This is a genomic window from Bacillota bacterium, from assembly GCA_013178305.1.
Classification (GTDB): domain Bacteria; phylum Bacillota; class Sulfobacillia; order JABLXB01; family JABLXB01; genus JABLXB01.
In genome coordinates, this window is record JABLXB010000003.1 from 280177 (window position 1) to 294308 (window position 14132).

Here is a 14132-nt window from a genome sequence, read left to right on the forward strand (position 1 = left end):
CGTCTCAGTCCACCAGCACGAAGCCCACCGTTTGCAGCGGCGGCTCGTCCACCGTCAGGTAGAGCGTTGTTTCCGCCGACTTTGTAAGTGATCTGCCGGTCAGCGCAACCCCATATCGACCGCTCGGGGAATCACCCGGGACGTGAAACTCCCCCGTCCACTCGCCGTCCTTTCCAGGAACCCTTCTCAGGCTCAACCCGGCTGCTCCCAGGCCGTCGCATGAAGCCGTTACCGCAATCACGCAGGGCGGGGCGTATGCCGTCACGGTGACGGTTGAGCCGGCCCTGCACGGGTTCGGGCTCAGGAATCCCGACACGCTTACATACTGGCGCACCATCACGCTGGTTGTCGTATCCCGCCTCGTATCGTCGTACACTGCCCGGAGATGCAGTCCGTATTCGCCGTCCGGCGTATTGGCCGGGATCCTGAACGGGCGGCGCCAGAAATCGCCGTCGCGCCCGAGGCCCTGGTACTGGGACCATGGGGAGGCGTATAACACGGCACTGGGATCGCCTTGCGCGTATGCCGTGACAACTGCCTCGTCACCGGGCTCCACGACGGGAGGCGACACGTGCCCCCATAGCCCCCTTGACTGCAGCGTCACCGGCTTTAATACCGACCAGAACACGGTTCGGTTACGGTCCTCTACCCTGGCGCGGTAGTAATACGTTCCATCGGGTAACACGCGGCGGTCGTCGGCGCGTCCGTCCCAGGATAGGGACGCGGGAGGCGGACCGGGGTCGAGAAGGTGATTCATTGTCCGCAGTAGTTGCCCGCTGTAGTCGGTCACGAACAGGTTCCAGGCGATTGCGTTCCGGTTTCGGAGAGTGGCCAGGTGGAACTCCGTTGTGTCGTTTACCCCGTCGCCGTCTGGAGAGAATTTGATTGGATTGACCGAGGCGGTCACCATGCAGGAGCGGTACACCACAGTCGCCGCTTCGGCGCGGGTTACATTCTGCCTCGGCCTGAGTGTGCCGTCGGGATAGCCCTCCACGATCTTCAGCTTCACGGCCACGGCCAGTTCCTTGACGAATCCTCCGGATACCGAGTTCCTGTCGCGGAAGCGCCGGAGCAAGCGCCAGACCTCGTCGTCCGAGAGCTGTCTTGCGTAGGACTCGAGCCCGAGTGCGCGCACGAGTATTACAAACGCCTGTTCGCGGGTTATCGTTACCTCGGGAACGAAGCAACCGTCCGGATAGCCCACGATTATGCCGGCGCGGGCGGCCGCCTGCACGTAGCAGAATGCCGGCTTGTCAAAGATCGAATAGCCCTCGGGGACATCGGCAAAGGCGGGGGGACCCTGGGTGTCGGGGCTTAGCCGGAATGCCTTCGCGAGCATCATCGAGTACTGTCCCCTCGTGCATCCCAGCGAGGGATAATACCGCGACTCCCGCCGGCGGCGCCCGTCTCGCCTCACGACCTCTATCTTGCCGTCGGTAACGTCCTCCTCCCAGAGGGTCCGGACGTACTCCTGCGCCCAGTGGCCCGCCACGTCGGTGTACCAGGGGTCACCTTCAGCAAGGACCGTGGAGGGGATCAAGGAAAGGCACAACAGGGTTACGGCCACAGTGGCAACCCGTACGTTCAGCCGCTTCTTCCTGCCCATACTGCGGGGCGGGCCTCCTCCCGCCGCCGCGCCCGACGTGCACCCGTGTGCCCTGTCAATTCCACGCGGACTGCGCCAGTCCTTCCCATGCGCAAAAGGAAGCGCTGGCAGTATTCGACAACACAAATGCATTGTAGGCAGTCAGGAGATACGTCGGTGACACTCGGAGTGTTGGAAGCTGTCGATCAAAACCGTTTGACTCCCCACGAGGCGACAGCTAGAATGGCAAGTGCCAAAAGATGGCAACCGGCGTGGAAACCTGGCGAAGGAAAGGGTCCACCGCGGCCGGGCAAACACCGCGGGAAAGGAGGTAGACCCATAATGCGAACATCGCCCGGATCCGGGTCGGACTCGTGCCCGTTTCAAAATAAAACAGCCACCGGCGCCCTTCGACACCCTCCTTCGCCAGGCTCTTCCCGTCGCCCTGGGTTGAGCCATCAACCCAGGGTAATGCAGGTGCTAGGAGGTTCAATCCGTGGCGAGGAGACAGATGCTTGTTGCCCTCGCGGTGGCATTGGTTGCCAGCGCGCTCACGTATGGGTATATCTCGAGCATAAGCGAATCGGAAGAGGTGGTCGTCGCCTCCGGTGACATCCCCGCCGGGGCGCGGGTGCTGTCCCAGATGGTTAAACTTTTTCCAGTGGCCAAGCGGTCGGTGCACCCGTCCGCATTTCGTAAGAAGGAGGACGTCGTTGGGAAGTTCACCACGCAGACTATAGTCGCCGGCGAACAGGTGCTGAAGAACCGCATTGCGGCGGGGGAGTATGCCGGAACGACTGCCGGTCTGCCCGGCGAATCCCGGGCGATGTTCGTGCCCGTCCAGGACGTCAAAGCCGTCGGCGGAGCGATAAGGGCCGGTGAACGCGTGGATGTGATCTTCGTGTCTCAGGAACAGAAGGCCGGCGCGTCCGCGTCGAGGTGCGTGCTCCGCTCGGTGCCCGTCATCGGCACGGGCCGGGGCGAGCACGTGGGTGGCAAGCAGTCGCGGGCGTTCTCAACCGGCATTGACAGCCGACCCGAGGGGGTCCTGCTGGCCGTGACACCGCGCGATGCGGAGCGCCTCGCGTTCTGCCTCGAGAACGGACACGTATACCTGGTGGCGGTGCCTTTTGGCGCTCCCGCGGTGCAGACCCAGGGGGTTACCTGGAAGGACCTCTTTGACCCACCCGTGCAGGGGATTTCTCCGTCAAGCGCCCAGTAATCGAGGAGAGGATTTGACTTGCTGGACTCAAATGCAACCACGCCGTGCGCGCGGCATATCCCGGTGATGGTCGTGGCCCGTGACGCATCCCTGGATGGTGTCCGGCTACCTGCCGGATATTCCGTGGCCGGCATCGTCCGGAATCTCGAGGCCGCGGCCGCCCTCATGCCATCCGTATCCGCGGAGGTCGTCCTCGTTGAGGACGGTCTCAGGCAGCAAGCCGGTTTTACCGACATGCTGAACCTGCTCAGGGCTGTATTCCCATCGCTGCGGATCGAATACTTCGCCAGGGCGGGTGACGTCAGGATCGTAGATGCGCCGGCGCCACCTCCGCCGGACCCCGGCGACCGGGCGTCCGCCGTCCCCGAGCGAGGCGCAAGCGTACTGGAAGGCAGGATGGTCGAGGGGATTCGCGGCGCGCTCGTTCTCGTGTGGGCGCCCAAGGGAGGCGTCGGGCGAACGTTCCTATGTTGTAACCTCTCTGCCGCCTCGGTCAGACGGGGAATCCATCCGGTTTGCGTCGTGGACCTGGACATGGGGTCGGGTGACGTCGCGGTACATCTGGACCTGGGGGATGGCCCCACGATACTGGATGCTCTGCCTTACACAGCGGACGGCTCACCTGCGATTCTCGAGAGGTCGGTTGCGAGGCACAGGAAATCCGGGGTGAACGTCGTCGCCGCACCCGGCAGGCCGGAACTGTCCGAGCTCGTTAAGCCCGAGGACGTCAGGCTCGTGGTCGAAGCACTGAGGCAGCGGCACTCCGCGGTATTCATCGACACGCCCGCTGATTCCATGGCGGAACCGGTTTACGACTACCTGGAACAGGCGTGGCGCATCGTTCTGGTCGTTACACAGGACGTGGCGTGCCTGAGGAGGACGAAAGCCGTTCTCGAACTGGCCGAGAAGCTGCGGCTGCCGCTTCTCGACAGGATAGTGGTGGTAGTGAACCGGTTCAGCGAAGCCAGCCCGGTGGACTCGTCGCGCATCGAGTCCTTCCTGGGAGTCAAGGTTGGAGCGGTTATTCCCGAGGACAGGCGGACGGTCGAAGAGTCGGTATATCGCGGTGTACCCGCTGTGCTGCTTGCCCCGAACGAGAACGTGGCCAGGGCGATCGAGGACGTTGCCTCACGGCTTTTCGGCCTTCCCGCAGCCCCGTCCAGGAGACTCGGAACCGTAAGGAATGCGATTTGGGGTGTTTTCGCCAGGGGGCGCCTGACCGGTGGTAAGCCTGCTTGAGCGTCTCGAGAGGATAGCCGAGCGCGACGATTCGGTGCCCGACGCCCGCCGACTGGATCCGGTGGGGCCCGTCCTCAAGAGGGTTCAGGAGAGCATCCTATCGACGTGTCCCGACCTCGTGCTTGTGGCGAGGGGCGATCAGCAGACGCGCTCCAGGCTCGAATCGGTCATCCTCCAGGTAATCGTGCGCGAGGGACTGTCCGTTCCGGGAATCGCGCGGGGCGCGCTCGCCGAAGCGCTTGTACAGGAGATCGCCGGCTTCGGCCCGATCGACCCCCTCATAGCCGACGCCACCGTCTCAGAGGTCATGGTGAACGGCCCCAGACAGATCTACATAGAGCGATCAGGTGTGCTGGAACTGACGGACGTGGTGTTCAAGAGCGATGAACACCTTGTCGAGGTCATAAGCCGGATTGTTGCCCCCCTGGGAAGGAGGATAGACACAGCATGCCCCTACGTCGACGCAAGGCTCCCGGATGGTTCGCGGGTCAACGCCATAGTGCCGCCACTTGCGCTGAACGGCCCAATCCTTACGGTCAGGAAGTTCCCGGACAAGGCGATGGCCCTGGAGGAGCTGGTGAGGCTCGAAACCCTCTCGGCCGGCATGGCTGAGTTCCTCCACGCCTGCGTGCGCGCGAGGTTAAACATTATCATTTCGGGGGGAGCCGGGTCCGGGAAAACGACGACCCTGAACGCGCTCTGCTCTCTTGCATCCCCCGGCGACAGGGTAATCACGCTCGAGGACGCCGCGGAATTGCGGATCCGGCTCCCGCACGTGGTCTCGCTCGAGAGCAGACCCGCCAACATTGAAGGTAAGGGTTGTGTGACGATACGCGACCTCCTCCGGAATGCGCTGAGGATGAGGCCGGACAGGCTTATCATCGGAGAAGTGAGAGGGGCAGAGGCGTACGACCTGCTTCAGGCCCTGAACACGGGGCATCAGGGATGTATGTCGACCGTTCACGCAAACGGCGTTGGTGACGCGCTCAGGCGCCTCGAGAATATGGTCTTGCTATCGGGAGAGACGGTTCCGCACGAGGTGGTGTCCGAGGAGCTCCGGTCCGCCGTGGACCTGCTCATTCACCAGCAACGAATGACAGACGGTTCGCGGAGGATCACCGATGTCTCCATTGTGGACAAGGCGTTTTCCGCCGGTGAAAGGCGCGGTCCGGTCCTGCGCCAGGTGTTCAGATGGGTTTCCTCGAGCGGCGCTGGCGCCGGCAGGTTCGAGGGGTGTGCGCTGACGGGAGTCGCGCCCGAGACAGTCTTCAAGTTCAGGCAGGCGGGCATCGCCGTGCCGGCCTGGTTAGGGGGTGAACGCGAATGAACACGTGGCGACTCGATACCGTCCTCGCGCTCGGAGGCTCATTCCTCTCCGCTTACCTCCTGGCCAGGCTGGTCCCGGAAGCCCTCGGCGGCAACCGCCTGTCGAGGCTGGATCAACGGCGTGACCGGCGCGCGAGTGTCCCTCTCGCCAGGACGCTCCCCTGGCCTGGAGCGGTCCGGCGTGACAGGCTGGAGGATCAGATGGAGTTCCTCGTCGTACTCATTTCCGGCGGCATGAAGGCAGGCCTCAGCCTCGTGCAGGCACTTGAGTCGGCCCAGGAAGAGGTTCAGGACCCGCCGCTAGGGCCCGGGTTGCGCGACAGCCTGAACCGTTACCGGATGGGCGCGAGGTTGATCCCGTGCCTTCTGGATCTGGCGCGGTGTATGGACCACCCGGATTTTGAGTACCTGGTGCGTGTGCTGGAGATATACACCTCGAGCGGCGGTGACCTGAGCGCGGCCCTCGAAGGAGTCTCCCGTACAGTTCGAGAGAGGCGGGCCATGCGCGACCAGATCAGGGCCGGCTGCGCCGACGCGAGGCTGTCGGCACTCATCATGGCCGTACTCCCCATGGGGTTTGCGCTGTATATGCTTGTGGCGAGGCGTGACATGCTTTCGCTCCTGGGAATTCACCCCCTGGGCCGTGCAGGACTGGCATACGCTGTGGTGTCCTGGATTCTCGGAGTCGTCGTCACACGCCGGATCGCCGGAGTCGACGATGTTTGAACACGCGGGGCTAATCGTAACGCTTCACCCGCTGCTGGCCGGGGTTGCCGCGGTTGCCTGGTTCACCGTGTTGTCGTTGGCGATAAGAGATATGACTCTTGGGAGGCTCCGGAGAAAGGCCGCGGCCGCCAGGGCGGCAACCTCCTGGTGCGCGCCCGCGCTCGCAGAGCGCCTCTCAAGGCGTGCGCGAAATCGCATGATGGTCAAGTCGCTGCCCGAGGCCATCGATCTGTTACTGGTGTGTGCGAACGCTGGAATGAACCTCTCTAACGCGCTCAAGTACGTTGGGGGGGTCGTGCGCGGCCCGCTGGGTGAGGCGATCAGGCGCGTGAGCGCTCTGGAGGCGTCGGGGGTGAGTCTCGTTGGGGCGCTACGAGAGGTGTTCGGTGAAGGAACCCCCGCTCCCGTAAGGATGTTCTCCAGCATAGTGGGTCATGCCCACGCGCGCGGGAGCCCGGTTTCGGAGGTCTTGAAAGCTCAGGCCTGGGCCACCAGGGTACATCGCAAGAACGAACTGGAGGGCGTCATAAGGACTCTGCCCACCAGGGTCAGCGTGTGCGCGATAGTCTTTCTCCTGCCTTCCATGCTGGTGCTTACTTTGCTTCCGGCGGTACTCATGTTCATTACTTCGAGGTGGTAACGATGCGGACGATAAGCGGGCGGGAGCGTGCCCCCGCCTGCGAGACCCGCGGTGAAATGTCAATGGCAGGAAATAGATGAGTATTAGAATGTCGCCTCCAGCAGGAGAGCACGCGAAGGAGAGTCGCATAGAGACGGTCGTCGCGCCGGGAGCAATGGAGGGTGAGTGCGATACAGGATGCGGAGTGAATCGCCGAGAGGAGCGGATGCGCCCTTTCGGGATGACGGACTGGGCCGGCGCAGCGTCGAGGACATCCTGGCGGAAACCGGCGTCGATATGAGCCGGTTTCCCAGCCAGGCGTACATAGCCTCGTGGGCCAGTTGTTGTGGTTAAAAGAGAATGGCGTTTCTCCTGCTCCGCTCACCCCGCGATTCGTCGTCCATGTCTAGAGCCTGCCTTAATTCGCCAGCTAACTGCCCCACAACTGGAACACACTCGGCAGGCCGGGGGCATTCCTCGATCCGTTGCATGATGGCGCTGCCCACGATAACGCCGTCCGAATAAGATGCGGCGCGACGGGCTTGATCGGGGGTCGAGATGCCGAACCCGATCGCCACTGGTACCCTGGCCGTTCGACGCACTTCCTCGAGAAACCCCCTCAGCCCTTCCCAGAGGTCCGCGCGAAGACCGGTCACTCCTGTGACGGAGATGCAATAGAGGAACCCTTTCGTCACAGCGCATAACTTGGCCACCCGATCCGGGGTAGATGTAGGAGCCACCAGCCCTATCAGCCAGATTCGCCTGGCCTCCGCGAGCTCCCTCAACGGGCTGCTTTCCTCCAGCGGGAGGTCCGGAACGATGAGGCCATCCACGCCACAGGATGCGCAATCGTCCACGAAATTCGCAAGGCCGTACTGGTGGATGGGGTTGTAGTAGGTCAGCAGCGTTATCGGAGCATCAGTGCACTTCCGGAGCTCTGTTACCAGCTTGAGGACGGCCCTTGGGGTGGTCCCCAGGTCCAGGGCTCTTTGAGAAGCCTTCTGGATAATCGGACCATCGGCAAGCGGATCGGAAAACGGCACGCCGAGCTCGATGATGTCGGCTCCCTGCCGGCAGAGCTCGAGCACAAGCTCGCCCGTGGAATCCAGATCCGGAAAGCCGGCAGTCAGGTAACAGATGAGGGCCTTGCGCCCCTCGGACCGAAGCTGCACGAACCTGGAATCTATCCTGTTCAACGCGGTGCCACCTCCAGGAACCTGCTGACTGATTCCACGTCCTTATCCCCCCGCCCGGATAGACACACTACGATGGCCTGGTCCGGGCTGGTTTGCGGAGCGAGCTTCCTCAGGTAGGCCAGCGCGTGCGCGGGTTCCAGTGCGGGGATTATGCCTTCCATCTCGGCAAGGAGGCGGAAAGCCTCAAGGGCTTCGCCGTCGGTCACCGAGACGTACTCGGCTCGATTCGTTTCTTTCAGATATGAGTGTTCTGGCCCCACGCCGGGGTAGTCGAGGCCGGCAGAAATGGAGTGTGCCGGCGTAACCTGCCCGTTTTCATCCTGCAGGAGGTAGCTCATGGCCCCGTGGAGGACCCCTGGCCTGCCCGCGTTCAGGGAGGCGGCGTGTTTCCCGGTATCCAGCCCTTTGCCCCCCGCTTCAACCCCGATCATCTTAACCTCTCCATCGCCCAGGAACGGGTAGAAGAGCCCCATCGCATTGCTTCCGCCTCCTACGCAGGCCACAAGGTAGCCGGGAAGTCTTCCCTCCTTCCGAAGCAACTCTTCCCTGACCTCCCGGCCTATGACAGACTGGAAGTCCCGCACCATCATGGGATACGGATGGGGTCCCACCACAGACCCGATAATATAGTAAGTGTCGCGCACGTTGGTAACCCAATCCCGGAGCGCCTCGTTGGTGGCGTCTTTCAGGGTACGGCTCCCCGCATTCACCCCGGTGACCTTGGCCCCGAGCAACCTCATGCGGAAAACGTTGAGAGATTGCCTTTCCATATCCTCTACTCCCATGTACACCTCACACCGGAGCCCGAACAAAGCCGCGGCGGTAGCCACCGCGACTCCGTGCTGGCCGGCCCCCGTCTCGGCTATCACCCGCTTCTTGCCCATCCTCTTTGCCAGCAGCGCCTGTCCCAGACTGTTATTGATCTTGTGGGCGCCGGTGTGCATTAAATCCTCCCGCTTGAGGTAGATCCTGGCACCTCCCAGGCTTTCTGTGAGGTGCCTGGCATAATAGAGTGGAGTCGGCCTGCCCGCGTATTCTGCCAGGTAGTAGTGCAGTTCCTCCGCGAAGCTGGCATCGTTCCTGGCCTGGAGGTAAGCCTCCTCAAGCTCGAGAAGAGCCGGCATGACGGTCTCTGGAACGTATCGGCCTCCGAACGGCCCGAAATGCCCGTTTTTATCTGGCAGCCCCTGCATTCTCCCACCTCCGAACCTCTTCTATGAAGAGGCGTATCTTCTCACAGTCCTTTTCTCCGTCGGTCTCAACGCCGCTCGATACATCCACCCCGTACGGATTGGCTTCTTCCAGGGCCCTCGCCACGTTTTCCGGCGACAATCCTCCCGCAATGATAACCCTTCTGCCAGAATCCACGCGACGGGCCAGTCCCCACTTGAAACTCCTGCCTGTGCCTCCGGCCATCCCTTCGACATAGGTGTCCAAGACGTAGGCGAACGTGGAATATCGATCGGGGTCGGGGAAGAACCTGTCCCCCCTGACGCGAAGGGCCTTGAGTACCCTGAGCGAAAAGCGCCTGCAGTATTCCGGGCTCTCGCTACCGTGAAACTGAAGGGTGTCCAGCCCACAGTAGCTCGCAGTCTCGGAAACCACCTCGGGGTCTTCGTCCACGAAGACCCCAACCTTCCATATCGACCTAGGAAGACGGCGCACTATTTCCCTGGCCTCATCGGGGGTTACCCGGCGACGGCTGGGAGCAAAAACGAACCCCAACGCGTCGGCTCCGCACTCTGCGGCATAGAGTGCAGTCTCGATGTTCTTTATCCCGCACACCTTGACCATCACCATGCAGGTCGCTCACTCTCACGGCCTGCCAACTCCATCACTTTGGCCCGGATATCCCGGCTTCTCATGAGGCTTTCCCCCACAAGAACAGCGTGTACCCCGGCATCAGCCAGCCTGACCACGTCGGCCCGTGAGTTTATGCCGCTCTCGCTGACAACCACGGTACCGGGGGGAATGTGACGGATGAGGATCTCCGTGGTCTTGAGGTCGGTCTCAAAGCTCCTGAGATCGCGGTTATTGATGCCGACGAGGTTGGAGCCAGCAGCCAGCGCGACTTCGAGCTCCTCCCCCGTGTGAACCTCCACGAGGCACTCGAGTCCTATCTCCGAGCCAACCTCCGCGAACCGGCGGAGATCGCGCTCATTGAGGACGGAAGCTATGAGCAATATGGCATCGGCCCCCATCAGCCGCGACTCGTAAAGCTGATACTCCTCAAGAATGAAATCCTTGCGTAAGACCGGAAGGCCCGCACACCCCTTAACCTCCATCAGGTGCGAGGGAGAACCTCGGAAGAAATCCTCCTCCGTCAGTACGGAGATGGCGGCCGCCCCTCCCTCCCTGTAGGCGCACGCTATGGCGGCCGGGTCGAAGTCTTCCCGTATAAGGCCCCTGGAAGGGGAGGCCCTCTTGACCTCGGCTATAAGAGCAGGCCTGAACGCCGAAAGAAGCGCTTTCCTGAAAGCCGGCTCCCTTCGACCCGTCCCCGGCAAAGCCTCCACCTTCGTCATCAGTTCCTCCAACGGGGCTCTGCGCTTGGCCTGGTCCAATCTCTCCCGTTTACGCGCTACGATCTCATCTATGATCATTCGGTACACCTCGCGTCCTGTAGCGAAGTAGCTCGAGTTTCTCGAGGGCCTTTCTGGAATCGATGGACTCCGTGGCGATCCCCAGGCCCTCTCGAAGGTCCGCTGCTAACCCACCCGCCACCAGGGCCGCAGCGGCATTGAGGAGGACCACGTCCCGCCTGGGACCTCGCGCCCCCGAGAGTATCTCCATGGCGATGGAGGCGTTCTCCTGAGCGGAACCGCCACGCATGTCTTCAAGCGACGCTCTGTTGAGACCGAGCTCCTCGGGTGTCACGAAGTACGTACGCACCCGATCTTCGTATACCTCGGTTACCTTCGTGGGAGCGCTCACCGAAAACTCATCCAATCCGTCTCCGCTATGCACCACGAATGCGCGTCTAGTGCCCAGTTTTTTCAACACCTCTCCCAGCAGCTCCGTCAGCTGCGGGTCGAATACCCCCAATACCTGGGCCTGAGCCCCTGCAGGGTTGGTAAGAGGACCGAGGAGGTTGAAAACTGTCCTGATACCCATCTCTCGTCGAGGTGCTGCCGCGTGTTTCATGGCCTCGTGAAACAGCGGGGCAAACAGGAAACCCATCCCAACAGTATTGAGGCAATCCTGGACCACCTGCGGGGTCGCTGCGATGTTGACTCCCAAGGCCTCCAGCACGTCAGCACTGCCGCTCCTGCTGGAAACCGAGCGATTGCCGTGCTTGGCTACGACTGCTCCCGCCCCGGCGACCACAAACGCGGCGGTGGTCGAGATGTTGAAGGTATTCATGCCGTCGCCACCCGTGCCGCAGGTATCGACAACCACATCTTTTTCAGGATAGATCCTCGCGGCCTTTTTTCTCATCGCCCTGGCGCTTCCCGTTATTTCCTCCACCGTTTCACCCTTCATGCGGAGGGCCGTCAGGAAGGCAGCCACCTGGCTAGGTGTTGCCACACCGTCCATGATGTCCATCATGGCCGTCTCCGCTTCTTCTTCTGTAAGATTGACTCCCTGTACCACTCTCGCTATCGCTTCCTTAATCACGTGTTCTACTCCCTTTCCCACATGCATGTAGCCTCTCGGAGACTTCACCCGAATATCTCCTCGTCTCCGGCGGCGCATCTTGCGCCTGTCAGAGACCTGCGGTCCTCGCAGTCCCATCCCCGCCAGGCGTTTTTGCGTGTAGCACCAGGAAGTTCGCCAGTATCTTCTTCCCCTCCCTGGTAAGGATGGACTCCGGATGGAATTGGACCCCTTCCACGGGATAGAAGCGATGGCGAACACCCATCACCGTACCGTCGTCAACCTCGGCCACTACCTCCATCTCATCAGGAAGAGACACCCTGTCGATCACCAGTGAATGGTACCTGGTCGCAACCAGCGGGTTTTCTGCGCCTCGGTAAATGCCGCGGCCGTCATGTCGTATCACGGATGTTTTTCCGTGCATCAACCTGGGTGCCCTCACAACCCGCCCGCCGAAGGCGACTCCTATGGCCTGATGCCCGAGGCAGACGCCGAGGATGGGCACTCGCGGCCCGAAGGTCTTGATGATCTCGATGCAGATCCCTGCGCGTTCTGGCGTACCCGGCCCCGGGGATATGACTATCCTTTCGGGTTTCATCCGAGATATCTCGGCCGTAGAGATCCGGTCGTTACGGTAGACTACCGGCTTAGCCCCCAATTCCCCCAGGTACTGGACGAGATTGAAGGTGAACGAGTCGTAGTTGTCAATAACCAGGATCATATCAACCCTTCCCCAGTCACTTCGAGGGCTCGCAGCAGGGCTTTGGCCTTGTTGACACACTCCTGATACTCCCGCTCAGGGTCGGAATCCGCGACAATTCCCGCCCCTGCCTGGAAGTAAGCCTTGCCTCCGCTGAACACGATGGTCCGGATGGTAATGCACGTGTCCATGTTCCCCAGGAAGCCAAAGTAACCGACAGCCCCGGCATACGGCCCGCGCTTCGTGGGCTCCAGCTTATCAATGATCTCCATCGCTCGAACCTTCGGGGCCCCCGAAACGGTACCGGCGGGGAAGCACGCAGCAAAGGCGTCGAATGCGTCTCTGCCTGTCGCAAGCCTTCCTCTCACTCCGGAAAGGATGTGCATCACGTGCGAGTACCTCTCTACCGTCATGAATTCCGGCACTTCCACCGACCCGTATTCGCAAACCCGTCCCAAATCGTTTCTCCCGAGATCGACAAGCATCACGTGCTCCGCTCTCTCCTTCTCGTCAGCAAGCAATTCCCTCTCAAGAGCCCTGTCCGCCTCAGGCGTATCCCCCCTGGGCCGGGTCCCGGCGATGGGCCGAGTCTCGAGGACCCCGTGCTCGAGACGCACGAGCATCTCAGGCGAAGAACCCACAAGAGATATCCCGTCGAAGTCCATGAAGAACATGTAGGGCGATGGGTTGATGCTTCGCAGCGCCCTGTAAACCTCAAAGGGTGGTACGGATGCCTCCGCGTGGAAACGCTGGGATAAAACCACCTGAAATATCTCCCCGGCGGCAATGTAATCCTTCGCACGCCTGACCATTTCCATGAAAGAGCCAGGCTCCATGTTGGCATGGATCGACAACGCCCTGTTCCCAGGCGCGGGAGGACCGGCAGGAGATGCATGACGCGCGTTGTCTTCCGCTTCGCAGGAATTACGGATCCGGTCTGTGAACTCGCTGATTCTGGCCACGGCGGCCCTATAGGCCAGCGCCGGCGGGCGGTCATTCACGACAGCGTTTACGATGACCTTTATCTTATGGGTCACATGGTCAAATACCACAACCACCTCGGGGAAAACGAGAAAACAATCCGGTATTCCCATATCGTCCTCTACTTCCCCGGGCAAGGCCTCGTAGAAGCGTACCAGGTCGTAAGACATGTACCCTACCGCGCCACCGAAAAACCGCGGGAGGCCCTCAACGTCGCCCACTCGAAACTGCCTCATTATCCCCCGGACAACTTCCAGAGGATTTCCCTCGGCGGTTCTCTTACCCCCTCTTTTGTCGATCTCTACTTTGCTTCCCCAGCCACGTACGGTGATGAACGGGTCGAACCCGAGGAAAGAGTATCTCCCTAACCTTTCCCCGCCCTCCACGCTTTCCAGCAAGAAGCCGCACGTCTTGTCGCGAAGCTTCTGGTAGACGGAGATAGGCGTCTCCATATCGCAGACCAGCTCGCTGTACACCGGAATGAGGTCACTTTCGCGGCATTGCTCGACGAATGCTTTTTCATCAGGCCGATACATAAATTTTCCCTCCTTTCATCGCATGTCCCGGGTAGAAAAAGGCCTCCCATCCCGACCAGGGACGGAAGGCCTTTCCGCGGTGCCACCCCAATTACGTCACGGTTGCCCGTGACATCGCTCAAAGGTACTCCTTGAGGCCGCCTGAAAACGAAAAGCCTTTCGTCACGGGACGAAAGGCTTCGTGGTGCCACCCATGTGAGATCGCACGAGATGATCTCCCTCGACGGGTACTCCTCAAGAGGCGACTCTCAGTTTCATACCCTCCCTCTTTTCACGGCGAGGGATCCGGCAGAGCCTACCACCTCTCGCTCCACACGGGAGCACCGCCTGTCTTGCGACTGTTTTGTGCAGAGGCTTCGGTTTGCAGCTTGTGGGCCCATTCAACACGACCGTGCGGGCTGACCT

At 61.4% G+C, this 14132-nt stretch carries 13 protein-coding genes; 5 read left to right on the forward strand and 8 right to left on the reverse strand.

What is annotated here, in order from left to right; all coding sequences use genetic code 11:
• Nucleotides 1-4 precede the first annotated feature (4 nt).
• Nucleotides 5-1606 carry a hypothetical protein gene (locus HPY55_09015; protein NPV70769.1) on the reverse strand — a complete coding sequence of 534 codons (1602 nt, stop codon included), beginning with the start codon at nucleotides 1604-1606 and terminating at the stop codon, nucleotides 5-7.
• Between the two features lie 475 nt (nucleotides 1607-2081).
• On the opposite strand from HPY55_09015, the gene cpaB reads away from it, so the two are divergent.
• The 5 genes from cpaB to HPY55_09040 are packed head-to-tail and all read left to right on the forward strand — an operon-like array spanning nucleotide 2082 to nucleotide 6738.
• Nucleotides 2082-2807, forward strand: coding sequence for a Flp pilus assembly protein CpaB (gene cpaB / locus HPY55_09020; protein ID NPV70770.1), 726 nt, complete (start codon nucleotides 2082-2084; stop codon nucleotides 2805-2807).
• 18 nt (nucleotides 2808-2825) lie between these two features.
• Nucleotides 2826-4046 (forward strand): hypothetical protein, encoded by a 1221-nt coding sequence (locus HPY55_09025; protein ID NPV70771.1) that lies wholly within the window; start codon nucleotides 2826-2828, stop codon nucleotides 4044-4046.
• Nucleotides 4030-5373, forward strand: coding sequence for a CpaF family protein (locus HPY55_09030; protein NPV70772.1), 1344 nt, complete (start codon nucleotides 4030-4032; stop codon nucleotides 5371-5373). The genes HPY55_09025 and HPY55_09030 overlap by 17 nt, the downstream gene beginning before the upstream one ends.
• Nucleotides 5370-6098 carry a hypothetical protein gene (locus HPY55_09035; protein ID NPV70773.1) on the forward strand — a complete coding sequence of 243 codons (729 nt, stop codon included), beginning with the start codon at nucleotides 5370-5372 and terminating at the stop codon, nucleotides 6096-6098. Before HPY55_09030 ends, HPY55_09035 begins: the two co-directional genes overlap by 4 nt.
• Nucleotides 6091-6738 (forward strand): hypothetical protein, encoded by a 648-nt coding sequence (locus HPY55_09040; GenBank protein NPV70774.1) that lies wholly within the window; start codon nucleotides 6091-6093, stop codon nucleotides 6736-6738. The genes HPY55_09035 and HPY55_09040 overlap by 8 nt, the downstream gene beginning before the upstream one ends.
• Nucleotides 6739-7067: 329 nt before the next feature.
• Here HPY55_09040 and HPY55_09045 read toward each other — a convergent pair whose 3' ends face one another.
• From HPY55_09045 to trpE, 7 genes are all read right to left on the reverse strand, one after another.
• Nucleotides 7068-7913 (reverse strand): tryptophan synthase subunit alpha, encoded by an 846-nt coding sequence (locus HPY55_09045; protein ID NPV70775.1) that lies wholly within the window; start codon nucleotides 7911-7913, stop codon nucleotides 7068-7070.
• The gene (trpB, locus tag HPY55_09050; GenBank protein NPV70776.1) at nucleotides 7910-9106 is read right to left on the reverse strand and encodes a tryptophan synthase subunit beta; all 1197 of its coding nucleotides are present in this window, start codon (nucleotides 9104-9106) and stop codon (nucleotides 7910-7912) included. The genes HPY55_09045 and trpB overlap by 4 nt, the downstream gene beginning before the upstream one ends.
• Nucleotides 9087-9713, reverse strand: coding sequence for a phosphoribosylanthranilate isomerase (locus HPY55_09055; GenBank protein NPV70777.1), 627 nt, complete (start codon nucleotides 9711-9713; stop codon nucleotides 9087-9089). Before HPY55_09055 ends, trpB begins: the two co-directional genes overlap by 20 nt.
• Nucleotides 9707-10516, reverse strand: a complete 810-nt coding sequence (gene trpC / locus HPY55_09060) for an indole-3-glycerol phosphate synthase TrpC (GenBank protein ID NPV70778.1) — start codon at nucleotides 10514-10516, stop codon at nucleotides 9707-9709. Before trpC ends, HPY55_09055 begins: the two co-directional genes overlap by 7 nt.
• Nucleotides 10503-11531: an anthranilate phosphoribosyltransferase gene (gene trpD / locus HPY55_09065; protein ID NPV70779.1), complete on the reverse strand. Its 1029-nt coding sequence runs from the start codon at nucleotides 11529-11531 to the stop codon at nucleotides 10503-10505. Before trpD ends, trpC begins: the two co-directional genes overlap by 14 nt.
• An 88-nt stretch (nucleotides 11532-11619) precedes the next feature.
• Nucleotides 11620-12231, reverse strand: a complete 612-nt coding sequence (locus HPY55_09070) for an aminodeoxychorismate/anthranilate synthase component II (GenBank protein ID NPV70780.1) — start codon at nucleotides 12229-12231, stop codon at nucleotides 11620-11622.
• A complete protein-coding gene (trpE, locus tag HPY55_09075) occupies nucleotides 12228-13727 on the reverse strand; it encodes an anthranilate synthase component I (GenBank protein NPV70781.1) in 1500 nt (499 codons plus the stop codon). The genes HPY55_09070 and trpE overlap by 4 nt, the downstream gene beginning before the upstream one ends.
• Nucleotides 13728-14132 lie beyond the last annotated feature (405 nt).

Bases quoted from the DNA above. Each gene is read 5' to 3' on its own strand.
- HPY55_09035 (NPV70773.1), top strand. From the start codon at position 5,370: ATGAACACGTGGCGACTCGATACCGTCCTCGCGCTCGGAGGCTCATTC.
- trpC (NPV70778.1), bottom strand. From the start codon at position 10,516: ATGATCATAGATGAGATCGTAGCGCGTAAACGGGAGAGATTGGACCAG.
- trpB (NPV70776.1), bottom strand. From the start codon at position 9,106: ATGCAGGGGCTGCCAGATAAAAACGGGCATTTCGGGCCGTTCGGAGGC.
- HPY55_09070 (NPV70780.1), bottom strand. From the start codon at position 12,231: ATGATCCTGGTTATTGACAACTACGACTCGTTCACCTTCAATCTCGTC.
- HPY55_09015 (NPV70769.1), bottom strand. From the start codon at position 1,606: ATGGGCAGGAAGAAGCGGCTGAACGTACGGGTTGCCACTGTGGCCGTA.
- trpE (NPV70781.1), bottom strand. From the start codon at position 13,727: ATGTATCGGCCTGATGAAAAAGCATTCGTCGAGCAATGCCGCGAAAGT.
- HPY55_09055 (NPV70777.1), bottom strand. From the start codon at position 9,713: ATGGTGATGGTCAAGGTGTGCGGGATAAAGAACATCGAGACTGCACTC.
- HPY55_09040 (NPV70774.1), top strand. From the start codon at position 6,091: ATGTTTGAACACGCGGGGCTAATCGTAACGCTTCACCCGCTGCTGGCC.